At 67.1% G+C, this 22914-nt stretch carries 20 protein-coding genes; 3 read left to right on the plus strand and 17 right to left on the minus strand.

Annotated features, from left to right (window positions below):
- Positions 1 to 41: 41 nt before the first annotated feature.
- Positions 42 to 1535 carry a PLP-dependent aminotransferase family protein gene (locus IB268_RS04205; RefSeq protein ID WP_192353872.1) on the plus strand — a complete coding sequence of 498 codons (1494 nt, stop codon included), beginning with the start codon at positions 42 to 44 and terminating at the stop codon, positions 1533 to 1535.
- A 6-nt stretch (positions 1536 to 1541) separates the two neighbouring features.
- Here IB268_RS04205 and IB268_RS04210 read toward each other — a convergent pair whose 3' ends face one another.
- The 7 genes from IB268_RS04210 to IB268_RS04240 all read right to left on the minus strand — a co-directional run bounded on the left by IB268_RS04210 (position 1542) and on the right by IB268_RS04240 (position 9937).
- A complete protein-coding gene (locus tag IB268_RS04210; protein WP_175159872.1) occupies positions 1542 to 2840 on the minus strand; it encodes a serine hydroxymethyltransferase in 1299 nt (432 codons plus the stop codon).
- 39 nt (positions 2841 to 2879) lie between these two features.
- Positions 2880 to 4079, minus strand: coding sequence for a benzoate/H(+) symporter BenE family transporter (locus tag IB268_RS04215; RefSeq protein WP_192353873.1), 1200 nt, complete (start codon positions 4077 to 4079; stop codon positions 2880 to 2882).
- Positions 4080 to 4236: 157 nt separating this feature from the next.
- Entirely contained in the window at positions 4237 to 5097 is an 861-nt protein-coding gene (locus IB268_RS04220) for a patatin-like phospholipase family protein (protein ID WP_192353874.1), read from the minus strand.
- Positions 5098 to 7095 (minus strand): NAD(P)/FAD-dependent oxidoreductase, encoded by a 1998-nt coding sequence (locus IB268_RS04225; RefSeq protein WP_192353875.1) that lies wholly within the window; start codon positions 7093 to 7095, stop codon positions 5098 to 5100.
- Between the two features lie 43 nt (positions 7096 to 7138).
- On the minus strand, positions 7139 to 8104 hold the full coding sequence (locus IB268_RS04230) for a tripartite tricarboxylate transporter substrate binding protein (protein ID WP_054452105.1): 966 nt from the start codon (positions 8102 to 8104) through the stop codon (positions 7139 to 7141).
- A 34-nt stretch (positions 8105 to 8138) separates the two neighbouring features.
- The gene (locus tag IB268_RS04235) at positions 8139 to 9131 is read right to left on the minus strand and encodes a ketopantoate reductase family protein (protein ID WP_192353876.1); all 993 of its coding nucleotides are present in this window, start codon (positions 9129 to 9131) and stop codon (positions 8139 to 8141) included.
- A gap of 47 nt (positions 9132 to 9178) precedes the next feature.
- A complete protein-coding gene (locus IB268_RS04240; protein WP_175212662.1) occupies positions 9179 to 9937 on the minus strand; it encodes a class II aldolase/adducin family protein in 759 nt (252 codons plus the stop codon).
- Between the two features lie 297 nt (positions 9938 to 10234).
- Between IB268_RS04240 and IB268_RS04245 the strand changes: the two genes are divergently transcribed.
- Positions 10235 to 11773 (plus strand): class I adenylate-forming enzyme family protein, encoded by a 1539-nt coding sequence (locus IB268_RS04245; RefSeq protein ID WP_192353877.1) that lies wholly within the window; start codon positions 10235 to 10237, stop codon positions 11771 to 11773.
- A 16-nt stretch (positions 11774 to 11789) separates the two neighbouring features.
- On the opposite strand, the gene IB268_RS04250 is transcribed toward IB268_RS04245, so the two are convergent.
- A complete protein-coding gene (locus tag IB268_RS04250) occupies positions 11790 to 12698 on the minus strand; it encodes a LysR family transcriptional regulator (RefSeq protein WP_192353878.1) in 909 nt (302 codons plus the stop codon).
- A gap of 135 nt (positions 12699 to 12833) precedes the next feature.
- Between IB268_RS04250 and IB268_RS04255 the strand changes: the two genes are divergently transcribed.
- Positions 12834 to 14360: an argininosuccinate lyase gene (locus IB268_RS04255; protein WP_054452100.1), complete on the plus strand. Its 1527-nt coding sequence runs from the start codon at positions 12834 to 12836 to the stop codon at positions 14358 to 14360.
- Between the two features lie 45 nt (positions 14361 to 14405).
- On the opposite strand, the gene IB268_RS04260 is transcribed toward IB268_RS04255, so the two are convergent.
- From IB268_RS04260 to ccmC, 9 genes are all read right to left on the minus strand, one after another.
- Positions 14406 to 16886: a heavy metal translocating P-type ATPase gene (locus tag IB268_RS04260; protein WP_192353879.1), complete on the minus strand. Its 2481-nt coding sequence runs from the start codon at positions 16884 to 16886 to the stop codon at positions 14406 to 14408.
- A gap of 102 nt (positions 16887 to 16988) precedes the next feature.
- Positions 16989 to 17723 carry a cytochrome c biogenesis CcdA family protein gene (locus IB268_RS04265; protein WP_054452098.1) on the minus strand — a complete coding sequence of 245 codons (735 nt, stop codon included), beginning with the start codon at positions 17721 to 17723 and terminating at the stop codon, positions 16989 to 16991.
- Between the two features lie 15 nt (positions 17724 to 17738).
- Positions 17739 to 18593: a c-type cytochrome biogenesis protein CcmI gene (gene ccmI / locus IB268_RS04270; RefSeq protein WP_125472242.1), complete on the minus strand. Its 855-nt coding sequence runs from the start codon at positions 18591 to 18593 to the stop codon at positions 17739 to 17741.
- Positions 18590 to 19048: a cytochrome c-type biogenesis protein gene (locus IB268_RS04275; protein WP_082400815.1), complete on the minus strand. Its 459-nt coding sequence runs from the start codon at positions 19046 to 19048 to the stop codon at positions 18590 to 18592. The genes ccmI and IB268_RS04275 overlap by 4 nt, the downstream gene beginning before the upstream one ends.
- On the minus strand, positions 19045 to 19566 hold the full coding sequence (locus tag IB268_RS04280; protein WP_192353880.1) for a DsbE family thiol:disulfide interchange protein: 522 nt from the start codon (positions 19564 to 19566) through the stop codon (positions 19045 to 19047). The genes IB268_RS04275 and IB268_RS04280 overlap by 4 nt, the downstream gene beginning before the upstream one ends.
- Positions 19563 to 21539 carry a heme lyase CcmF/NrfE family subunit gene (locus tag IB268_RS04285; protein WP_192353881.1) on the minus strand — a complete coding sequence of 659 codons (1977 nt, stop codon included), beginning with the start codon at positions 21537 to 21539 and terminating at the stop codon, positions 19563 to 19565. Before IB268_RS04285 ends, IB268_RS04280 begins: the two co-directional genes overlap by 4 nt.
- On the minus strand, positions 21536 to 22003 hold the full coding sequence (ccmE, locus tag IB268_RS04290) for a cytochrome c maturation protein CcmE (RefSeq protein ID WP_175212657.1): 468 nt from the start codon (positions 22001 to 22003) through the stop codon (positions 21536 to 21538). Before ccmE ends, IB268_RS04285 begins: the two co-directional genes overlap by 4 nt.
- The gene (gene ccmD, locus IB268_RS04295; protein ID WP_370540005.1) at positions 21996 to 22178 is read right to left on the minus strand and encodes a heme exporter protein CcmD; all 183 of its coding nucleotides are present in this window, start codon (positions 22176 to 22178) and stop codon (positions 21996 to 21998) included. The genes ccmE and ccmD overlap by 8 nt, the downstream gene beginning before the upstream one ends.
- Positions 22175 to 22909: a heme ABC transporter permease CcmC gene (ccmC, locus tag IB268_RS04300; protein ID WP_192353882.1), complete on the minus strand. Its 735-nt coding sequence runs from the start codon at positions 22907 to 22909 to the stop codon at positions 22175 to 22177. The genes ccmD and ccmC overlap by 4 nt, the downstream gene beginning before the upstream one ends.
- Positions 22910 to 22914: the final 5 nt, after the last annotated feature.

The raw sequence follows: 22914 nt of genomic DNA on the forward strand, positions 1-22914 counted from the left end.
CCGGCCCGGACAGGCCAGTTTTCTTCTTGTGAGCAGACCACATGCCTAAGACCTTCGAGCTGGATACGCTGAGGATGCGCATGAACGATGCGGAGCTCCAGCGCCTGGAGCTGCATCAGAGAATTCAGCGGGCGCTGCGCGCCCTGATCCTCGACGGTGCGCTGGGGCCTGGCCTCAGGCTGCCCGCCACCCGCGGACTGGCCAAGTCGCTGGGGGTGGCGCGAGATACGGTGGAGAATGCCTATGTGCATTTGCACCGCGACGGCTACATCGTGCGGCGCGAGGGCTCGGGCAGCTACGTGTCGCAGACCGTGAGCACCGAACTGCGCGGCGCCGCGCGAAGGCGCGCGAAGCTGGATAACAAGCTGGGCGCACTACCGCCGGGGGCAGGCCTGAGCCGGCGCGGGCGCATGATCCTGGACAGCGGCGGGGTCGCGGACCAGCAGGCCATCAAGGCGTTCGCCACGGGCCTGCCGGAAACCCGCAGCTTTCCCACCGACGTCTGGGAACGGCTGCAGCGCCAGGTCTTGAAGGACTATCGCAGCCATGTGCTGCTGCATGGCGACCCGCAGGGCGCCGAGCCCTTGCGCCGCGCCATCGCCGCCTACCTGAACCTGGAGCGCGGGGCCAAGGTCTTGCCTGAGCAGGTGCTGGTGTTGAGCAGCACCCGCCAGGCCCTGTTTCTATGCGCGCAATTGCTGACGGACGCCGGCAAGCCCATTCTGATGGAAAACCCCGGCTACTTCGGCGCCCGCAAGGCCTTCGAATCCGCGGAAGCGCGGATCGTGCCCATCGACGTCGACGCGCAGGGCATACGCACGGACCTGCTGCGCGCGGACCGCAGCGGCGCCAACTGCGTGTACGTGACGCCGTCGCACCAATACCCCACCGGCGTGACGCTATCGCTTGAGCGCAGGCTGGATCTGATCGGCTGGGCGGCGGAGCACGGCAAATGGATCATCGAAGACGACTACGACAGCGAATTCCACTACGACGGCCTGCCTACGGCCTGCGTGCAGGGGCTGGACATGCACCAGCGCACGCTCTACCTGGGTACGTTCAGCAAGACGCTTTATCCGGGTCTCAGGATGGGATATATGGCGCTGCCGCCCGGCCTGGTCGATGCCTTTGCCCGTGCGCGCAGCATCATGGACGGGCATACGCCGCAGATCCTGCAGCTGACGCTGGCGCGCTTCATGGACGACGGCCATTACAACTCGCACGTGCGATCCATGCGCAAGCTGTACGCGGGACGGCGGCAGGTGTTGCTGGAGTCGCTGGGAAAGCAGCTGGACGGCGTCGTTCAGGCCTACAGGCCTCCCGGCGGGTTGCAGATCCCATGCCTGCTGGAGCGCGGATGGTCCGAGGAGCAGACCATCCGCCAAGCCGAGGCCGCGGGCCTTCGGCTGCCTGGACTGAGCCGGCTCTATGCGGGCGATCACAAGCAGCAGGGCTGGCTGCTGGGCTATGCCTCGCTGACGGCCTACGAGATCGACGCCGCGGTGCTGCGGCTGTCGAATGCGTTGAAGCGCTAGGGGACTTCAGTACGGCAGCGGGAAGCGCCTGGCCAGCCCGGCCACGCCTTCGCGGATGGCGCTTTCCGTGCGGGCGTCGACGGCCCCGGCGCGCACGCCGCCCAGCAAGGCCAGGATCATGTCGCCGATTTCCTGGAATTCGGCGGGTCCCATGCCGCGCGACGTGCAGGCGGCGCTGCCCACGCGTATGCCGGAGGTAACGGCCGGCTTGGCGGGGTCGTTGGGGACGGCGTTCTTGTTCAAGGTGATGCCAACCTGTTCCAGCGCTTGCTCCGCCGTATTACCGGCCAGTCCCCAGGGTCGCAGATCGACCACGCCCAGATGGCAGTCGGTGCCGCCCGACACGATGGACAGGCCGCCTTCGGCCAGCCGGCGGCACAGGACGCGCGCATTCTCGACCACGGCGTGGGCGTAGGTGCGGAAGGCGGGCTGCAGCGCTTCGCCCAGGGCCACGGCCTTGGCGGCGATGATGTGCATCAGCGGACCGCCCTGCAGGCCCGGGAATACGGCCGAATCGATCTTGCGGGCGAGTTCGGCGTCATCGGTCAGGATCATGCCCCCGCGCGGGCCGCGCAAGGTCTTGTGGGTGGTGGTGGTCGTGACGTGCGCATGCGGCACCGGCGAGGGATACGCGCCGGCCGCGGCCAGGCCGGCGAAATGCGCCATGTCCGCCATGAAGATCGCGCCCGTCTCATCGGCAATGGCGCGAAAACGCGCGAAGTCCAACGTGCGCGAGTAGGCCGAGCCGCCGGCGATGATGAGCTTGGGTCTTTCCTGCCGCGCGATGCGCTCGACCTCGTCCATGTCCACCCGATGCGTAGCCGGATCGACGCTGTAGCTCAGCGCCTGCAGCCAGCGTCCCGACATGTTGACCTTGGAGCCATGGGTCAGGTGTCCGCCCGCCCTCAGGTCCAGGCCCAGGATCTTGTCGCCGGGGGCCAGCAGCGCCAGGTAGACCGCCTGGTTGGCCTGGCTGCCCGAGTGGGGCTGTACGTTGGCGTAGCGGGCGCCGAACAGACGCGTGGCGCGCTCGATGGCGATCTCCTCGGTCACGTCCACGTTGACGCAGCCGCCATAGTAGCGGCGGCCAGGGTAGCCCTCTGCGTACTTGTTCGTCAGCACGGAGCCCTGGACTTCCAGCACCGCGCGGCTGACGAAGTTTTCGGAAGCGATGAGCTCTATCGAGTGCCTCTGCCGGCGCCGTTCGGCGTCGATGGCGCCCCAGATGCCGGGGTCGGCCTGCGCCAAGGGCAGGGCGCTGACGCAAGGCAGTGCGAGGCTGTCGGGAAGGTTGGGGTTCGTCACGGTGGTTCCTGTTTCGATGGACGTATGGAGATGAAGAGGTCAGGAATTGGCGGCCAGCGCCCGCTGGCCGCCATGGATGAGCAGGTGCGCGGTCAGGCCGGCGACCAGCCCCCAGAACGCGCCGCCCACGCCCAGCAGGGTGACGTTGGCGGCGGTGGCCAGAAAGGTGATGAGCGCGGTCTCCCGGGTGCGGGCGTCGGCCATCGCATTGGCCAGGCTGCCGCCGATCGCGCCCAGCAAGGCAAGGCCGGCCAGCGTGGTGATGAATGCCTTGGGCAGCACCATGAACAAGGTCGCCAGCGTGACGCCGAAGGTGCCCACCAGGATGTAGAACACGCCGCAGGCCAGGCCCGCGAGGTAGCGTTTGGCGGGATCCGGATGCGCATCCCGGCCGGTGCAGATCGCGGCGGTGATCGCCGCCACGTTGAAGGCGTGCGCACCGAAGGGCGCCATGAGGAGCGAGCCCAGGCCCGTCACGGTGAGGATCGGGTTCGCGCTGGTCTGGTAGCCGTCGTTGCGCAGCACCAGCATGCCGGGCATGTATTGCCCCGTCAGCGTGATGATGAAGAGCGGCAGGGCGACGCCCAGCAAGGCCTGCAGCGAGAACTGCGGCATTTCGAAGACCGGCGCTGCGAGGCTGAGGTGGACTGCCGAGAAGTCGATGCGGCCTTGTGCGATGAGCAGCGCAAGGCCGATGACCAGAATGCCGACCACCGCAAAGCGCGAGGTATAGCGCTTGAGCAGCGCATAGGAGATGACCAGCACGATTACCAGCAGTGGATCGGCGCTGGCCCCGCCGAAGGCATTGACGCCGAATTGCAGCAGGATGCCGGCCAGCAGGCCGGCGGCAATGCCGCCCGGAATCATGAGCACCAGCTTCTCGAATGCGCCGGACAGGCCGAGCACGACGAAGCCCAGCGCCGACAGGACGTACGCGCCGATGACCTCGCCGTAGGGCGTGAAGGGCATCACGGTCGCCAGAAACGCCACGCCGGGTGTGGACCAGGCCGTAATGACGGGCGCCTTGTAGCGCCAGCTCAACAGTGTGCCGGTGATGCCGACGCCGATGGAAACCGCCCATACCCAGGACGCGGTCTGGGCAGGAGTCAGCCTGGCCAGCTCCGCCGCCTGGAACACCAGCACGAAGGTGCCGCCGTAGTTCACCAGCACCGAGATCAGGGCGGCGACGGTGGGGGAAAAGAAGTCGGCGGGTCTGAGGCCAGCCGGTGATGCGTTCATGATCAACTCCGCGTTCGTGGTGGGGCCAGGCCGCGCGGCGGCCGGGCTTGAACGGGGAGTCTATGGTGCTGGCGGTATGTCGATACCTGCCACATTCATGAAAGTGGGCAGACCGCTTTCCTGACGGGAACAGCGCTGGGCGGAGTGCGGGACAGGCTCAGCGCCACGCTTGCCGCAGGGTTTGCGCAAGCGCGGATGCCTGGCGCAGCCCGGCCTCGGCGGCGTCGGCGCGGCGCGCTGGGTCCAGCACGTTGTCGCCGATGGCCTGTTCGCTGGTCGCGTCCGGCAGCACGGCATGGACCTCGTTGCCGGCGTCGCGCAGGGCCTGCAGTTCGCGCCGCAGATGGCCGCTGACCGGATTCCCTTCCCGATAACCCAGCGGCGCCAGCACCACGACCTGCTGATAGCCGGCCGCCATATCGGCATTGGTCATGGAGCGGATGCCGCCGTCCATGTAGGTCGCGCCGCCGATGGGCACGGCCGGCCAGGCGCCCGGCACGGCGCAGCTGGCGGCGATGGCATCGACGAAATCGACCTGGTCGGCGGCGCTGAAACCACGCGCTTCGCCGGTGGCCGTATCGACCGCGATCACAAGCAATGGACGGGTGGGCCAGTCGCTTGCACCCAGGCGCGCGGCGATGATGGCGCGGCGTTCGGCCAGTGTGGGCGTAGCGGAACGCTGCGCGTAGGCGCCGATGCGCCGGCGCGCCTGTTGCAGGTCCGCGCCCACTTTGGCGAACAGCTCGCGGTTCTTTTCGTCGGCGGCTTGTTGCGAGTACGGACGATATTGTTCGGCGCCCGTCCCTCCCAGTTGCGTCGCCAGCAGCTGCATGGGCGGGAGGCCCAGCGCCAGCTGCGCGCCGGCGACGGAGCCTGCGGAGCAACCGATGAACAGGTCCGCCGCGGTGAGGTCGACGCCCTGGCGCGCCAGGCCCGCCAGGACGCCGATCTCCCAGGCCAGCCCGGTCACGCCGCCGCAGCCCAGTACCAGGCAGCGCTTCTTCTGCGGGTGCGGCATTCAGGCAATCTCGACGCGGGTAGCGGCGGCCGACTCGGTATCGGTTGCGCCGGACGCCGGACGGTAGTGGTAGTCGCCCATGTCCGTCTTGCGCAGCATGTGCCAGTAGTCGTCGTTGCGGAAGGGGGTGGGCGCCACTACCTTGCCATGCGCATTTCGGTACCAGTTGCTCATGCCCTTGTGGGTCCAGATCATGCGGTCATGGGCGGCCTGGACGCGGGCGTTATAGGCGTCGTGCCGATCCTTGCGGACTTCGATCTCGAAGCGTCCGCCGGCCTTGTCCAGACCTTGCTGCAATAGGCCCATGACATAGCGCACCTGGGTCTCCAGCAGGGCGACGACGCTGCCGCCGTGGCCCAGGGCGGTGTTGGGGCCGGCCAGGATGAACAGGTTGGGGAAGCCCGGCGCCGCGACGCCCATGAAGGCCTCGGCCCCTTTTTCGTCCCAGGCTTCGCGGATCGAGCGCCCGCCGCGGCCATAGAGCTTGAACGAGGACAACAGGTTGATCGCGTCGAAACCGGTGGCGACCACCAGCACGTCCAGTTCGTGCGCCCGGCCGTTGTCGCTCACCACCGCGTTTTCCGTGACCCGGGCGATGCCGCCCGTGACCAGCTCGACATGGTCCCGGGCCATGGTTCGGAACCAGCCGTTGTCCATCAGCATGCGTTTGCCGAAGGGCGGGTAGTCGGGCAGAACGTCCGGCAGCAGGTCCTGGCGGTCGCCGAGTTCCGCCTTGATGTAGCTGGTGAAGTGTTCGCGGTGCCTATCGTTGATCTGATTGATGGCGCGCTCGGGGTGCGGCCATTGCGGATCGATCTGCAGCGTCGCGTGGACCCGGTCGTTGAAGATCCAGGCTAGCCGTTGGCGATACCACTCCTGGTAGTACGGCACCTCGCGCAGCAGGAAGCGGACGTCCTCCGGCACTGGCTTCTGGAATTTCTCGAAGGGCGCGGCCCATTGCTTGGAGCGCTGGAACACGGTCAGGGAGCGGACCTGGTCGGCGATTGCGGGAACGACCTGCATGGAGCTGGCGCCGTTGCCGATGATGCCCACGTTCTTGCCGCGCAGGTCCAGGCCTTCCGGCCAGTTGGCCGTATGGAAGCAGGGGCCCTTGAAACTCTCCAGGCCGGGTATGGGGGGCAGCTTGGGCACGTTCAGCAGGCCCACCGCGCTAATGAGGATGTCCGCCACATAGTCCTGGACCTGGCCGTCCTGCCCGACCGTGCGTATGTTCCAGCACAGCGCGTCTTCGTCGTAGCGGGCGGACTCCACGCGCGTGTTGAAGCGGATGTTGGGGCGCACGCAATGCTGGTCGGCGACGCTTTCGAAATAGCCCTGGATCTCGCCTTGCAGGGCGAAGTAGCGGGACCAGTCGTGCTTGGCGAACGAGTACGAGTAGATGTGGTTAGGGGTGTCCACGCCCGCGCCAGGGTAGCGGTTCTCGTACCAGGTGCCGCCGACTTCGGCGTTCTTCTCGATCACCACATACGGAATGCCCGCGCCTTGCAGGCGGATCGCGGCGCACAGGCCTGCAACGCCGGCGCCGATGACCAGCACCCGATAGCCTTGCGGCACCTGGAACGCATCGTGTTGCTCCAGCGCGAAGTCCGGGTCCAGGCCCAGCCAGGCGGCGATCATGGGGCCGTACGAGTCGGGCACATCTTCCCCGATGCTGGTGCGCAGCATGGCGACCAGCTGTTCATGCGCAGGCGCCGGCAGCTTGGGCTGCTGGCCGCGGCGGGTCAGCAGGATGGCCGAGTACGCGGCCTCGCGGATCTCTTCCTGCACGGCGTCCGGCAACCCGCCAGGGTCGTTGTCTTCCAGGCCGCGAATGCGCGAGCACTGGTAGCGCTCGGACAGCCATTGCGTGTCGCCCGTCAGGTGCACCAGCACCATGAGCAAGGTGGGGATGTTGGCGCTGGCCAGCGCGCGCTTGAGCGTGGCCTCCCACACGTCGTTGCCGAACGGTGTTGCCGGAGCCGGGGTATCGCGATGCATGTAAGGGTCCTTCCAGGAGTGGCGTGGGGGGTGGGGTTGCGGCCTACTCGGCGGTTGCGCCGGACTTCTTGATCAGCTCGGCCCATTTGGCGCTGTCGCTGACGATGAAGGCGCCGAAATCGCCCGGCTTGGTGAACAGGGCGTCCAGGCCCATTTTCTTGAACTGCTCCTGCACGTCGGGCGCCGTCTTCATCTTCTGCAGGGATGCCTGCAGCCTTTCGACGACCGCGGACGGCGTGCCGGCCGGGGCCACAATGCCCAGCCAGGGCATGGCGTCGTAGCCGGGCAGGCCGGACTCCTCGACCGTGGGCAGGTCGGGCAGCACCGAGGACCGCGTCTTGGTGGTGACGGCGAGCGGCCGTACCTTGCCGCTATCGAGGAAAGGCTGGGCGGCCGCGATGTCCACGAACAGCATGTCGACTTCGCCGCCAGCCAGGGAGGTCAACGCCGGAACGCTGCCCTTGTAGGGGATGTGGGTCATCTTCAGACCGGTCAGCGCGGCGAACAGCTCGCCCTCCAGGTGGTTGGACGTGCCGTTGCCGGAAGAGGCGAAGGTCGCCGACTTGCCGTCCTTCTTGAGCGCGGCGATCAGTTCCTTGACGCTGGACGCCTGCACCTGCTTGCCCGTCACCAGTACGTGCGGCACGCTGGCGATGAGCGAAACGGGCTGGAAGTCCTTGACCGGGTCGTAGTTCGCGGTGTTCTTGTACAGGCTGGGAGCGATGCCCAGGGACGATGCCGCCATCAACAGCGTGTAGCCGTCGGCCGGCGCCTTGGCCACGTAGGCCGAGGCGATCATGGTGCCGGCGCCGGGCTTGTTGACCACCACCACCGGCTGCCCCAGATCCGCCTGCAACTTGGCCGCGACCTGTCGGGTCATCACGTCGGTGACGCCGCCCGGCGTGAAGGGCACCACGATGTTGATGGGCTTGTTGGGATAGTCCTGGGCGTGGGCGGCTGCGCCCGTGCAGATCAGGGTTGCGGCCAGGCAATGCGATAGCCATTTCATGGGTTTGTCTCCTGTGGTTTTCTAGGTGTGGCGTTCAGATGGAGCCTGCGCTGAGGCTCCGGTGCCGGATCAGGCCCCAGACCGTGTTGGCGTGGGGCATGTCCAGGTTCAGCTTTGCTGCGATCTCGATCATGGCGCCCACCAGGGCGTCGGTTTCCAGTGGCTTGCCTTGCAGCGCGTCCTGCAGCATCGAGGTCTGGGCGGCGCCGGCGCTGGCGGCTGCCTGCATGCGTTGTTCCACGGTGACCGGCAGCTCGAGCCCGAGCGCCTGGCCCAGCGCCAGGTACTCGCCGAGCATGGCGCGCGCCAGTTTTCCGAGATATGGATCCTGGACCATGGCTTCCATGGTGGCGCGGGCCAGCACGCTCAAGGGGTTGAAGGTGGCGTTGCCCATCGCCTTGATCCAGATGGCTTGGTGGATGTCGCCGCTGACCTCGCATTGCAGGCCTGAAGCTTGCAACAGCCCGGCGAGCCGATTGGCCCGCGCAGACATGGAGCCGTCCGGTTCGCCGAGGATGAGATTGTTGCGGGCGTTCTGGGCCGCGATGCCAGGCGCGGTGGCGTTCGCCGCGATGTACACCACGGCGCCCAGCACCCGCTCCAAAGGCAGCGCTCGCCTGAGGGCGCCGCGGCCATCCACCGATTGCAGCGGCGTGTCGCCCAGGGGGCTGGCCAGCGTGGGCAGATACCACCAGGGGATGCCGTTTACGGCCGGCACCACGGCGCCCTGCGGCGCGAGCATCGGCGCCAGGTGCGCGGAGATATCGTCCAGCGCCTGTTGCTTGACCGCAAGAATCAGGTAGTCCGCGTCGCGCACCTGGCGCGGTTCGTCGGTGGCGCGCACCGGGTAGTGGCGCGTGACGCCGTCGACCGTCAAGCCGACGCCGTGCTGGCGCAGGGCGGCCAGCGTCTTTCCGCGGGCGATCATGGTCACCTCGCAACCTGCCTGGGCCAGGCGCGCGGCGAGCAGACAGCCGATCGCGCCCGCACCATATACCGCGACGCGGCATTGATGAGCATCTTTCATTTCTACTCTGCGAAAAAAGGGCCGCCGGGATGGCGGCGCGGTTGCCGCTATTCCTGGTATTCGGGCCGGATGCGTTGCAGCAGCCGGAGCAGGGGGGGCCAGTGCTTGTGGCGGGACGGGCGGTCCAGACGGTCGAACTGGCGGCCGACCTTCTCGGCAACTTCGGCTCCGGGCACAACCAGCGGCAGGCCGCCGGCCAGCGCCGCGACCTGCGCCTGGCAGGCGCGCTCCAGATAGAACATGGCGTCGAAGGCGTCTGGCACGCTGGCGCCGCAGACCAGCAGGCCGTGATTGCGCAGGATCATCGCGCTGTGGGAGCCGAGATCGGCGATCAGGCGCTGCTGCTCGTCCATGTCGAGCGCGACGCCTTCGTAGTCGTGATAGCCGATGCGGTTGTGAAAGCGCATGGCATGCTGCGAAATCATGAGCAGGCCAGCCTCTTGCGCGGACACCGCGATGCCGGCCGCGGTATGCGTATGCATGACGCAGGCCGCGTCGTGGCGGACGCGATGGATGGCGCTATGGATGACGAAGCCGGCGGGGTTGATGCCCAGGCCGGTCTGGTCCAGCAGGATGCCGCCGTCGATGTCCACCTTGACCAGGTTGGAGGCGGTGATCTCGTTGAACATCAGGCCGTAGGCATTGATCAGGAAGTGCGGCTGGGCGCCGGGAACCCGGGCCGAGATATGCGTATAGATGTGGTCGGTCATGCGCATTTCGACAGCCAGGTTGTAGGCCGCGGCGAGATCCACGCGCACTGCCCATTCCTCGGCCGAAACCTGGTCCTTGATCGGTGCCTCTTGCACGGCAGCTCCTCCGGTTTTGCATTCTTCTTGGTCTGGCCGGCGCCTCTGCTGCGTGGCCTCTTTCAAACGGAGTATAGGTTTTCCAGCCGCTGTCGACTAAGCAAACGTTTTGATGGAAACGCATAAATTCCATCAATCATTCGGCCATGCCGGCAGGCATGAAAAACCTTGATGGATATGCATAAAAACGTTTAGCTAGTGCGGCGAAATTCCGCTACCTATACTGATTTTCCTACCCATGGGCGCGGCGGCAAGGAGCCGGCGCGCCCTTGAAAAATCAGAATAGCCGGAGGCTGGATGGACGCTGCAGGAAACCGCGGGATCACGGATTTGCTCGATGAACAGGCGCTGTGCCACGGGCATAAGCTGGCGATCGTGCATGAGTACCACAACGGCGACATCAGCCAGTTGAGTTTCATCCAATTACGCGAAGCGGCCCGCGCATTTGCCGCGGGCTTGCAGGCGCGCGGCGTGAAGCCGGGCGACCGCGTATTCGTATTCATGGGCAACACGGCGGAGTACGTGCCGCTGTGGATGGGCCTGATGCTGGCGGGCGCCGTCATCGTGGCGGGCAACATCCATCTCACTGCGCCGGAAGTGGCCTATCAGCTTGAGCATTGCCAGCCCGCGCTGGCGCTGGTCGAGCCTGCGCATGAAGCGCTGGTTCGCGAAGTGTGCGCCGGGATGGACCAGGCGCCGGATATCGTGCCGGTGGCGCGCGGCAGCCTGGGGCAGGAAGGATTGAGCGGTGCGCTGGCTGCGGAATCCGCGGATTACCGGGCTCCCGAGCTGTGCAGCGACGACCTTGCACAGATCCTGTACACCTCGGGTACGTCGGCGCGGCCCAAGGGCGTGATGCTCACCCACGCCAATCTGCTCTGGTGTGGCCAGGCGGGCGCAGCCAACAGCGGCATCGGCCGCGCTGACCGCGTGTTCAACAACAAGCCGCTGTTCCACGCCAACTGCCAGGAAACCGTGCTGTCCTGCCTGACCGCGGGCGCCACCGCGGTGATCGGGGAACGCTATAGCGCCACGCGCTACCTGCGCCAGCTCATCGAACACCGCATCACGATCTGCAGCCTGTCCGGCATGCTGTGCCGAACCTTGTTGAACCAGCCGCCCACGCCTTTCGATACGGCGCATCAGGTGCGGTACGCGGGCTATGCCATCAATATTTCGGAAGCCGAGATCGCGGCGTTCATCGAGCGTTTCCGCATCCCGCTGCGCAATGGCTATGGGCAGTCGGAGACCATGCTCTACATCACCTTGCAGCCGCATGCATCGCCGTCCGCCTATCCGTCCATCGGGCGCGCCACGCCCGACCGCGAAGTGTTCGTAGTCGACGACGACAACCGGCCGGTCGCCGCAGGCGCAGTGGGCGAGATCGTGGTGCGCGGACGTCCTGGGCGCACGCTGACCCTGGGCTACTACCGCGACCCGGCTGCGACGCAGGCCGTGTTCGAGGGCGGCTGGCTGCACACGGGGGATCTCGGCTACCAGGACGCCAAGGGCAACTTCTTTTTCTTCGGCCGCAAGAAGGAGGTGATCAAGCGGGCCGGCGAGAACATCTCGGCCGCGGAAGTGGAAGAGGCCCTGATGGGGCATCCGGCCGTGCGCGACGTGGCCGTGGTGGGCATACCCGATCCGGTTCGCGACCAGTCGGTCAAGGCTTTCGTCGTGCTGCACGCAGGGCACCAGGCGGATGCGGATGCCATCAAGACCTATTGCGCCGGGCGGCTGGCGTACTTCAAGGTGCCCGAGCACGTGCAGTTCATGGCTGAGCTGCCGCGCAACGCCAGCGGCAAGGTGCAGAAGCGCGCGCTGCTCGACGCCTGAACGCGGCCGCGAGTTCTCAGGCGTGGCCGGTAGCCGCCTTGCCCAGCCGGGCAAGGGCATCGGCGACCTGATGGACGACGGACTGGCCCTGGTTGCGGTGGATGGCGATGGTGAACTCCAGCGTCAGCGGCGTCAGCGCCGGGTCCACCAGCACCAGGGTGCCGGCGCGAACTTGTTCGGCCACCATCATTTCCGGCAGCTGCGCGATGCCGCCGCCCGCCTCGACGACTTCGATCAGGCTGTTCAGGCGATTGCAGCTGCAGATGTTGTCCAGGTTGGCGCCCATGTCGCGCAACTCGTCCTGCGCCGGGCCAAAGAAGCCCGACGGACGCGATACGCACCACAGCGGCTCGGTTTGCAGTAGCGATTGCATGCTGCGGGGCTTGCCTTCCGCGTCGCTGAGCAGCCGGGACGAGACCATCCACGACATGCGGGTCGTGCCCAGCGATTCGCAGATGAACTGGTCGTCGCGCAGATGATTGGCCATGATGGCAATGTCCAGCGCGCCGGACGTCAGGTGCTCCTGCAGCTTGATCGCCAGGTCCAGCTCGATCTCGTAGGAAACGCGCGGCAGGGCGCGGCGCAGCTCGGGCACCACGCGTGAAAACCAGGTCATGGAAATCTCGCCCATGCCGATGCGCACCGTGCCGGCCGCATTGTTGACGGCCTCCGCGTCGGTGAAGGCGTCTTCCACCGCCAGCAGCAGCGGTTCCACGCGTTCGACGAAGCGGCGCGCGGGCACCGTCAGTTCCAGCCGGCGGCCGCGCTTTTCGAAGAGCGGAAAGCCCAGCGACTGCTCCAGCTCTTTCATGCGCGCCGAGACGGCGGGTTGGGAAGTGTACAGCCGTTCGGCCGCGGCGCGGAAGCTGCCCAGCTTGGCGATCTGGCACAGGGTTTCGGCGTTGGTCAGATTCGGACGGGGCATGGGCGAATGTCGTGGTTTTTGCGCGGTATGTTAAAGGAAATCGTCAGGAAATCCCGCCTGGCTCGGTGAAATCCGCCATTTCCCCCCGTCAGGCCCGCCGATACACTGGCCGCTCGCCATCCTAACGAGACAGCCATGAGACATCTACTTCCCGCCCTGAGCGCCGCGCTTGCCTTGACGCTCGGCGCGCAGGCATCGGCCCAGCAAGCCCAGCCCGCGGCCTCCGTGCCGCGCGATCCGTTCTTCTGGCTGGGCGAGATCAACAAGGCCACTGCCGTCATCAACACGGACGAGGGGCTGCTGGACAAGTCCATGGCGCCGCGACTGGCGGCCGGCGTGGCCAAGGTGATCAACGACGGCAACCAGCCGGGCGCCAAGCGCCCGGCCAGCGTCATCACCTTCGAGCCGCTGCTGATCAAGGCGGCGGGCGAGGATGTGACGCTGCTGCACGCGGGGCGCTCCAGCCAGGACATGCACGCGACCTACCGCAGCGCCATCCTGCGCGACAAGCTGCTGGACCTGGCGGCCCAGCTGAACGCCACCTCCACCACGCTGGTGGAACTGGCGGGCAAGCATGCAGCTACCATCGTGCCGAACTACACCAATGGCGTGGCGGCGCAGCCTAACAGCTATGGGCACTATCTGCTGGGGCAGGCCGCCGGCCTGGCCCGCGACGCCCAGCGCATCCGTGAGGCCTACGTGCGCATCGACCGTTCGCCGATGGGCACGACGGTGCTCAACGGCACCAGCTGGCCGCTGGACCGCAAGCGCATGGCGCAGTACCTGGGCTTCGCCGCACTGGTGGACAACGCCTATGACGCCTCGCAGATCTCGTCCATGGATCAGCCGGTGGAAGTCGCCTCCATCGTCACCAGCATTGCGCTGCGCACGGGCAATTTCGTCGAGGACGTAATGACCCAGTACGCCCAGCCGCGTCCCTGGATCCTGCTGGAAGAGGGGGGCGGCAACACCTACGTGTCCAGCGCCATGCCGCAGAAGCGCAATCCCGGCCTGCTCAACGATACCCGCAGCGATGCCTCCACGGCCGTGACGCTGGCCATGGGGCCGGTGGTGCAGACGCACAACATCACGCCAGGCATGAGCGATCCGAAGGACGTGAAGCAGAATTCCGCCATGGTGGATGCCGGGATTTCGGCGCTCAAGCGCTGGGACCGGGTGTTGAAGGCCATGGTCCTCAGCCCCGACCGCGCGCTGGAAGAACTGAACAGCGACTGGACGGCCTCGCAGGAACTGGCCGACGTGCTGATGCGCAAGTACAAGCTGCCGTTCCGCGACGGCCACCACTTTGCGTCCGAGGTCGTCAGCTACGCCAAGGCCAACAACATCAAGCCGCTGGACTTCCCGTATGAGCAGGCGCGCCGTATCTATGCGGACGCCATGAAGGACTCGAAGTACGGCAACGAACTGCCGATGAGCGAGGCGGAGTTCCGCTCCACGCTGGATCCCGTGGCCATCGTCAAGAACCGCGCCACTTCGGGCGGTCCGCAGCCGGCGGAAATGGAGCGCATGCTGAAGGAAGCGCGCGCGCAGCTGGCTGAGCAGGACGCCTGGATCAAGGCGCGCCGCGCCCACATCAACGATGCGCTGGCGGAGCTGGACAAGAAATTCGGCGCGCTGGTGGCCAGCGCGCCGAAGCAGTAGAACCTTCGGGAAGAGCGCTTCCCGGCGGCTGCCGGGAAGCCCCGCTCAGCCGCGGGCCGGGAAGGGCGCGGCGAAGCGGCGCAGCCGCAACGCGTTGCTCAGCACGAACACGCTGGACAAGGCCATCGCGCCCGCCGCGAACACCGGAGACAGCAGGCTGCCGTTGATCGGATACAGCAAGCCTGCCGCTACCGGGATCAGCGCCACGTTGTAGGCAAACGCCCAGAACAGGTTCTGCTTGATGTTGCGGATGGTGGCCTTGGACAGCGCGATGGCGTTGGGCACGCCGCCCAGGTCTCCCGACATCAGCACCACGTCGGCGGCTTCGATGGCGATGTCCGTGCCGGTGCCGATGGCCAGGCCCACGTCCGCTTCGGCCAGGGCCGGCGCATCGTTGATGCCGTCGCCCACGTAGGCGATGGGACCGTACTGCTGCTTCAGGCGCTGCACCGCCGCGACCTTGCCGTCGGGCAGCACTTCGGCGACGACTTCGTCGATGCCGAGCTGGCGGGCGATGGCCTCGCCGGTGCGGCGGTTGTCGCCGGTGATCATCGCGACCTTCAGACCCAGGTCATGCAGGGCGCGGATCGCGGCGGCCGTGGTTTCCTTGATGGGGTCAGCCACGGCGATCATGGCGGCCAGCTGGCCGTTGATGGCGGCGTACAGCGGCGTCTTGCCTTCGTCGCCCAGGCGCGCGGCGTCCGAACCGAAGGACTCGACGCTCAGGCCCAGTTCGCGCATGAAGCGGTCGGCGCCGATCTCGACCAGGTCGCCGTCGACCCGGGCGCTGACGCCAAAGCCGGTGATCGATTCGAATTGCGAAATCGAGCCCAGCGCAATGTTCTCGGCGCGCGCCGCATCCACGATGGCTTGGGCGATCGGGTGTTCCGACTTGGCCTCGACGGTGGCAACCTTGCCCAGCACCGCAGCGCGGTCGAAGCCCTGTGCAACGATCAGGTCGGTCAGCTCGGGACGGCCCTTGGTCAGCGTGCCGGTCTTGTCCACGGCCACGACCTGCGCGTCCTTCAACGATTGCAGCGCTTCGCCCTTGCGGAACAGCACGCCCATCTGCGCGGCGCGGCCCGTGCCCACCATGATGGAGGTCGGCGTGGCCAGGCCCATGGCGCAGGGGCAGGCGATGATCAGCACGGCCACGGCATTGACCAGCGCGAAGGTCAGGGCGGGTTCGGGGCCGAACGTCAGCCAGATGATGAAGGTCACGACGGCCGCCGCCATGACGGCAGGCACGAACCACATGGTGATGCGGTCCACCAGGGCCTGGATCGGCAGCTTGGAGCCTTGCGCCTGTTCGACCATGCGGATGATCTGCGCCAGCAGCGTGTCGCCGCCGACCTTGGTGGCGCGGAACGTCAGCGCGCCGTTCTGGTTGACGGTGCCGCCGACCACTTCGGAGCCGGGCTGCTTTTCGACGGGCACGGGTTCGCCGCTGATCATGGACTCGTCGATGAAGCTGTTGCCTTCCACCACCTCGCCATCCACCGGGATGCGTTCGCCGGGGCGGACTTCGATCAGGTCGCCCGCCACCACTTCCTCGATGGCGAGTTCCAGCGTCGCGCCGTTGCGCACGACGCGCGCGGTCTTGGCCTGCAGGCCGAGCAGGCGCTTGATGGCCTCGGACGTATTGCCCTTGGCGCGTGCCTCCATGTAGCGGCCCAGCAGGATCAGCGCCACGATGACCGCGGCGGCCTCGTAATAGACGTTGACGGTGCCGGCGGGCAGCAGTGCGGCCGCGAAGGTGGCGACCACCGAATAGGCATAGGCGGCGGACGTGCCCACCGCCACCAGCGAGTTCATGTCGGGCGCGCCGCGCAGCAGCGCGGGGATACCTTTCTTGAAGAAGCGCAGGCCGGGGCCGAACAGCACGATGCTGGCCAGCACGAATTGCAGGTACCAGCTGTTCTGCGTGCCGATGGTTTCGGCGATGACGTGGTGGAACGCCGGCACGATGTGCGCGCCCATTTCCAGTATGAACACCGGCAGCGCGAAGATCGTGGCGACGGTCAGCGCGCGCTTCAGTGACTTCAGCTCGGCGGCCTGGCGTTCGGCCACGGCGTCGGTGTCGCTGGCTTCGGCGGCCAGGGGCTTCGCTTCGTAGCCGGCCTTGGCCACCGCCTGGATCAGGGCGCTGGCGGGCACGCCACCGGCCGCGGTGATGCTGGCGCGTTCGGTGGCGAGGTTGACGCTGGCGGCGCTGACGCCGGGCACCGCCTTCAGGGCTTTTTCGACGCGGCCCACGCAGGAGGCGCAGGTCATGCCGGTGACCGACAGTTCGATCGTGGTTTCGGCGACGGCGTAACCCGCCTTCTGCACCGCCTGCACGGCGGCGGCGACGTCCGGCGCCCCTGCAAACGTGATGTCGGCGCGTTCGGTCGCCAGGTTGACGCTGGCCTGGTTGACGCCCGGCACGGCCTTCAAGGCCTTTTCGACCCGGCCCACGCACGAGGCGCAGGTCATGCCTTCGATAGGCAGGCTGACCGCGACGCTGTCTGCTGGGATGGCACTCATATCCGCTCCTTGAAAACTTGGAATTTCCTGCTGATGGGTGTCACTATAAAGATTCCAATGATGTCAAGGTCAAGCGTTTGATCGGACGAGTTTTGACCTGGCTCAGCCCAGTCTGCCCAAGGCGGGGAAGGTCAGCAGCATCCAGATGGCGAAACGGGCCAATTGGCCGGTGGCGATGGCCCAGCCCATCACGATCAGGATCAGCCCGGTCAGGATTCGCAGGATCCGGCCGGCGCGTTGCAGGCCCTGCATGCGGCGCAGGAAGGGGCTCATGAACCAGGCTGCCGCTAAAAAGGGGACGCCCAGTCCCAGTGCGTAGACGCCCAGCAGGGCCACGCCCTGGCCCACACTGGCCGAGGCCGCGCCCAGCGCCAGGATGCCGGCCAGGATCGGGCCGATGCAAGGCGTCCAGCCGAATCCGAACGCGGCGCCCAGGATCGCGGCGCTGCCGGGGCTGCCCTGGCCCGCCGGATCGAACCGGTAGTAGCGCTGCGCCCAGGCGGGCAGGCGCAGGACGCCCAGCAACATCAAGCCCGCCAGCGCGATGATGGCGCCTGCGGCCAGGTTCAGTTCGTAGCGGTAGGACAGCAGCAGGCGGCTCAGCGCCGTGACGCTGGCCCCGAAGATGACAAAGACAGTAGAGAAGCCGGCGACGAAGCAGGCCGCCAGCCCCAGCATGCGCCAGCGCAGCGCACGGCCATCATCCGCGGACGCGCCGGATCCGCCCGCGATGTAAGACAGATAGCCTGGCACCAGCGGCAGCACGCAAGGCGACAGAAACGATGCGGTCCCCGCGATGAAAGCGGTGGCCAAGCCGATGAGGGACAGGTCAAGCATGACGGGCCGCCGCGATCATGGCGCAGCGCCTTCGCGCTGGCGCTGGCGGGCCAGCGTGATGCCCTCATTGACGGTGCGCGCCATGTCGCTGCCGGCAGGCAGCCTGGCCAGCAGGCGTTGCCAGAAATCGATGGCCGCCGGGAAATCGCGCTGGTCAAAGCGGCTTGCGCCCGCCAGCATCAGGGCCAGCGGCTCCTCGGGGTTGAGGTCCAACGCGCGCCGCAACAGCTGGTCAGGCTGTCCGCCGAAACCCCGGTTGGCGCTGAGCACCAGCGATTCGGCGTACTCGGCCAGGGCTGCCGGGTTGCTGTCCACCACCGGCGCGGCCCGGGCAAAGGACTGGACCGCGTCGGCGTGCCGGCCGAAGTAGCGGTGGGAACGGGCCAGCATCAGCCACCCCTGATAGTCGTCGGGATTGTTCGCCAGGCGGGTCTCAAGTTTGGCCACCATGGCCCGGATGTCGGCGGCGGTGACCTCGGGTTGTGCGACAGGCGCCTGAGGCGGGGCGATGGCGGCGGGGTTGCCCAGCGCCACATAGGCAATTATGGCGGCCAGAGGCAGCGCGAGGGCCAGGCTCGCAGGCAGCAGCCGGCCGGGGTTCGTCGCCGTGGCACGGTCTTGCGTTTCGCCGGCTTCTTCCAGCGCCAGCCGCTGTAGCTCGGTGCGCGCTTCGGCGAAGGCGTCTTGCGAGAGGATGCCGTTGGCGCGGTCCCGCTCCAGCTCGCGCAGCTGGTCGCGCAGCACCGCCACGTTCGCCGCCCGGCGCTTGTTGGCGGCGCTGGCGGCGGGCGCACGCCGCAGGGCGGCGATCAGCCATAGGGTGACGACGGCGGCCATCAACGCGGCCGACAGATAGAAGAGCTGAGTCATGTTCCAGATCCTTTTTCAGCGTCGACGCCCAGCAGGGCGTCGGCAGTCCGGCGCTCGGCAGGCGTCAGCGCGGGGCGGCGCTGGCGCAGCCTGCGCCGGCGCAAGGTCAGGGCCAGCGCGGCCAGCCCGGCGGCCAGCAGCGCGGCGGGGCCGAACCAGAGCAGCAGCGTGGAGGCTTTCAGGCGCGGCCGGTAGAGGATGAAGTCGCCGTACCTGGCCTCCATATAGGCCAGGATGTCGGCCTCGGATTTTCCGGCGTCCAGCTGCTGACGGATCTCGCGGCGCAGATCGACGGCGAGGTCGGCGCGCGAGGCGGCAATGGATTCGTTCTGGCAGACCAGGCAGCGCAGTTCCGAGGCGATCTCGGTGACGCGGCGGTCGTCAGTCGAGCCTTGGGCGCCCGCGCCGTAGCCCAACGCCAGCGATAGCGCGAATACGCGCAGGAGTATCTTCATTGCAGCCCCCGGATCAGCGGAAGCAGGGTGTCGCGCAGCGATTCGCGCGTCACCGGGCCGATGTGCTTGTAGCGGATGGTCCCGGCCTGGTCGATGACGAAGGTCTCCGGCACGCCGTAGACGCCGTAGTCGATGCCGACCTTGCCGTCGGTGTCGGACACGGACGCCTCGTAGGAATCGCCGTTGCGCACCAGCCAGGCGATGGCTTCGTCCCGTATGTCCTTGTAGTTCAAGCCTATGACAGGCACGCCGTGCTGCGACGACAACTCCTGGATGTAGGGGTGTTCCGTCAGGCAGGCATAGCACCAGGACGCCCAGACGTTCAGCACCCATACCCGGCCTTTCATGCTCTCAGGCGTGAAGGTCTTCTGGGGCTCATGCAGTTCGGGCAGGGCAAACGCGGGCGCGGGCTTGTCGATCAGCGGCGACGGCACTTCGGACGGGTTTAGGGTCAGGCCTATTCCTAGAAAGAACACCAGCACCACGAAGCCCGCCAGGGGCCAGATGTAGCGGCTCATGGCCGGGCCTCCGCCGGCGCCTGCGGTACTGCGCGTTGCGGCTGTTTTTTCTCGCGGCGCTTCAGGCGGTAGCGCGGATCGCTGATCGCCAGCAGCCCGCCCAGGGCCATGAGGATGCAGCCGCCCCAGATCCAGTCGACGAACGGCTTGTAGTACAGGCGCACGCTCCAGGCGCCTTGCTCCATGGGTTCGCCCAGGGCGACGTAGACATGGCGCAGGCCGTTGGCGGCGATGGCCGCCTCCGTCATCGGCAGCGCCGAGGACGCATAAGTGCGCTTTTCTGGATGCAGGTCGCGCAGGCGCTTTTCGCCGCGGTAGAGCGCGAAGGTTCCCATATCGGATTCGTAGTTCGGGCCGCGCACGCGCGCCACGCCCTTGAATTCGACGCGATACGAAGCCACTGGCGCGCTTTGCCCGGGCTGCATCAGCAGATCCTGTTCGGTCTCGTAGCTGCCCACCAGCGTAACCCCCGTGACGAACACCGCCACGCCCAGGTGAGCCAGATGCATGCCCAGCCAGCTGCGTGGCTGGCGCCACCAGCGGTCGCGGGTCGCGCGGATGCGCTTGACGACGTCCACGGCGATGGCGGTCGCCAACCACGCGGCCAGTCCCAGCCCCAGCGCCGTGCCCCCGGACCAACGCTCGAAGAGCAGGGGAACGCCCACGCCCGCCAGCACGGCCAGCGCCGCGGGAATCGACAGGCGTTTGAGCAGGCTGCCAGCATCGGCCGATTTCCAGTTGGCCATGGGCCCCACCGCCATGAGCAGCAGCGCGGGCACCATCAGCGGCACGAAGACCGCGTTGAAGTAGGGTGGTCCGACCGACAGCTTGCCCAGGCCCAGCGCGTCGATGAGCAGCGGATATAGCGTGCCCAGCAACACGCTCGCGGCGGCAACCGCCAGCAGCACGTTGTTGACCAGCAATAGCGATTCGCGCGATACGAACGCGAACTGGCCGCCGTGGCCGATCCGGGGCGCGCGCAGGGCATACAGGAACAGAGAGCTGCCGACCGTGGCGGTGAACAGCGCCAGGATGAATACGCCGCGCGCCGGGTCCGTCGCGAACGCATGCACCGAGGTCAGCACGCCCGAACGCACCAGGAACGCGCCCAGCAAGGCCAGCGCAAACGTGCCGATCGCCAGCAGCACGGTCCAGCTCTTGAAGCTGCCGCGCTTTTCGGTCACGGCCAGCGAGTGGATCAGCGCCGTGCCGGCCAGCCAGGGGATGAAGGAGGCGTTTTCCACCGGGTCCCAGAACCACCAGCCGCCCCAACCCAGCTCGTAGTAGGCCCACCAGCTGCCGACCGCGATGCCCAGGGTCAGGAACAGCCAGGCCGCCGTGGTCCATGGGCGCGACCAGCGGGCCCAGACCGCGTCCAGATTGCCCGACAGCAGCGCGGCGATGGCGAACGCAAACGCCACCGAGAACCCGACATAGCCCATGTACAGCAGCGGCGGGTGGAAGATCAGGCCGATGTCCTGCAGCAGCGTGTTCAGGTCCAATCCGTCAGCCGGGGCCGGGACCAGGCGTTCGAACGGATTCGACGTCAGCAGCACGAACAGCAGGAAGCCCGCGCTGATCAGGCCCAGCACGCCGAGCACGCGCGCGACCATGGCGTCGGGCAACTGCCGCGAAAACAGGCTGACCGCGCCGGCCCAGCCCGTCTGCATGAACATCCATAGCAGCAGCGAGCCTTCATGCCCGCCCCAGGTCGCCGCGATGCGGTAGAACAAGGGCAATTGGGAGTTCGAGTTGTAGGCCACATAGGCCACCGAATAGTCCTTGGCCGCGAAAGACCAGATCAGCGCCCCAAGGCTGAACGAAACCAGCAGGAACTGGATCTGCGCGGCGGGCCGCGCAATGGCGATCCAGTCCGCGCGGTCCAGGGCCGCGCCGCGCAGCGCGAGCGCACCTTGCACCAGCGCCACGAACAGCGTCAGGATCAGGGCGAAATGAGCGAGTTCCGGAATCATCGGGAGCGGGCCTCCTGGGGGGCGGTCTTCGGTGCGGCCTGCGATACGGCCTGATCGATCGCGTGCTGCGCCTCGGGCGGCATGTAGTTCTCGTCATGCTTGGCCAGCACTTCGTCGGCGCGGAACAGGCCATCGCCGTCCAGCCGGCCCTGCGCCACGACGCCCTTTCCTTCGCTGAACAGGTCCGGCAGGATGCCTTCATAGGCCACGCGGACGGTGTGGGCCGTATCGGTCACGACGAAACGGACGGTGAGCGAGCCCGGCGTGCGCTGCACGCTGCCGCCTTCGACCATGCCGCCCACGCGGAAGGCGCGTCCAGCCGGCGCTTCGTTATTGCTGACCTGGGTGGGCGTGTAGAAGAACACCAGATTGCTCTGGAAGGCGTTGAGCACCAGCGCGCTGGCCACGCCTACCGAGGCCAGCCCGCCCAGGACGAGCCACAAGCGACGTGTCCGCTTACTCATCGCCGCCCTCCCGCCATTGAACGGGGGTCGGCCCCGCCAGTATCGCGCGGCGGCGGCGCGCCAGCAGCAGCTGTTCGCTGCCCAGCAGGAACGCCGTCATCAGCAGCGATCCCCACACGTAAACCGCATAACCGCCCATGGCGAGGAACTCGCCCAGACTGGACCAGTGCATCATTCGCTACTCCATTGTTCGCGGATCCAGGCCGCGTGCCGCTCGCGCTCGAGCACGATGCAGCGCAGGCGCGCCAGCGCCGTTGCGATGCTGTACATCCACGCGGCCAGGGACATCAGCAGCATGCCGGCGAGCATGATGCCGGCCATGCTGGGCGCGGCGGTCAGCGAGACCGAAGCGCCCTGATGCAAGGTGCTCCACCATTGCACCGAGAAATAGATGATGGGAATGTTGACCACGCCGGCCAGCACCAGCACCGATCCGGCGCGGTCGGCACGCTGCGGATCGTCGATGGCGGCCCTCAACGCGATATAGCCCGCGTACAGGAAAAGCAGGATCAATTCCGAAGTCAGCCGCGCATCCCAGACCCACCAGGCGCCCCACATGGGCTTGCCCCATAGCGCGCCGGTCCACAGCGAAAGAAACGTGAACAACGCGCCGGTAGGCGCCAGCGCGGCGATCATCATGGCTGACAGCCTGCTGTTGAAAACCAGGTGGATCAACGCCCAGAACGCCATCACCAGATAAACGAACATCGACATCCAGGAGACCGGGACATGGACGAAGATGATGCGGTAGCCCTGGCCCTGCTGAAAATCGGCGGGCGCGGCGATAAAGCCGATATAGAGGCCGGCCGCGGCCAGCAGGACCGCGGCCGTGGCGAACCAGGGGATTGCTTTTCCGGCCAGGGGATAGAAGGCCTTGGGCGAGGCATAGTGAAACCAGCGGATCATGGGTT

The sequence above is a fragment of the Achromobacter sp. ACM01 genome (assembly GCF_014851745.1).
GTDB classification, from domain to species: Bacteria; Pseudomonadota; Gammaproteobacteria; order Burkholderiales; family Burkholderiaceae_B; genus Achromobacter; species Achromobacter aegrifaciens.

Coding starts and splice junctions, on each gene's coding strand:
- IB268_RS04205 (WP_192353872.1), top strand. CDS start 42: ATGCCTAAGACCTTCGAGCTGGATACGCTGAGGATGCGCATGAACGAT.
- IB268_RS04215 (WP_192353873.1), bottom strand. CDS start 4,079: ATGAACGCATCACCGGCTGGCCTCAGACCCGCCGACTTCTTTTCCCCC.
- IB268_RS04220 (WP_192353874.1), bottom strand. CDS start 5,097: ATGCCGCACCCGCAGAAGAAGCGCTGCCTGGTACTGGGCTGCGGCGGC.
- IB268_RS04225 (WP_192353875.1), bottom strand. CDS start 7,095: ATGCATCGCGATACCCCGGCTCCGGCAACACCGTTCGGCAACGACGTG.
- IB268_RS04230 (WP_054452105.1), bottom strand. CDS start 8,104: ATGAAATGGCTATCGCATTGCCTGGCCGCAACCCTGATCTGCACGGGC.
- IB268_RS04235 (WP_192353876.1), bottom strand. CDS start 9,131: ATGAAAGATGCTCATCAATGCCGCGTCGCGGTATATGGTGCGGGCGCG.
- IB268_RS04245 (WP_192353877.1), top strand. CDS start 10,235: ATGGACGCTGCAGGAAACCGCGGGATCACGGATTTGCTCGATGAACAG.
- IB268_RS04250 (WP_192353878.1), bottom strand. CDS start 12,698: ATGCCCCGTCCGAATCTGACCAACGCCGAAACCCTGTGCCAGATCGCC.
- IB268_RS04255 (WP_054452100.1), top strand. CDS start 12,834: ATGAGACATCTACTTCCCGCCCTGAGCGCCGCGCTTGCCTTGACGCTC.
- IB268_RS04260 (WP_192353879.1), bottom strand. CDS start 16,886: ATGAGTGCCATCCCAGCAGACAGCGTCGCGGTCAGCCTGCCTATCGAA.
- IB268_RS04265 (WP_054452098.1), bottom strand. CDS start 17,723: ATGCTTGACCTGTCCCTCATCGGCTTGGCCACCGCTTTCATCGCGGGG.
- ccmI (WP_125472242.1), bottom strand. CDS start 18,593: ATGACTCAGCTCTTCTATCTGTCGGCCGCGTTGATGGCCGCCGTCGTC.
- IB268_RS04275 (WP_082400815.1), bottom strand. CDS start 19,048: ATGAAGATACTCCTGCGCGTATTCGCGCTATCGCTGGCGTTGGGCTAC.
- IB268_RS04280 (WP_192353880.1), bottom strand. CDS start 19,566: ATGAGCCGCTACATCTGGCCCCTGGCGGGCTTCGTGGTGCTGGTGTTC.
- IB268_RS04285 (WP_192353881.1), bottom strand. CDS start 21,539: ATGATTCCGGAACTCGCTCATTTCGCCCTGATCCTGACGCTGTTCGTG.
- ccmE (WP_175212657.1), bottom strand. CDS start 22,003: ATGAGTAAGCGGACACGTCGCTTGTGGCTCGTCCTGGGCGGGCTGGCC.
- ccmD (WP_370540005.1), bottom strand. CDS start 22,178: ATGATGCACTGGTCCAGTCTGGGCGAGTTCCTCGCCATGGGCGGTTAT.
- ccmC (WP_192353882.1), bottom strand. CDS start 22,909: ATGATCCGCTGGTTTCACTATGCCTCGCCCAAGGCCTTCTATCCCCTG.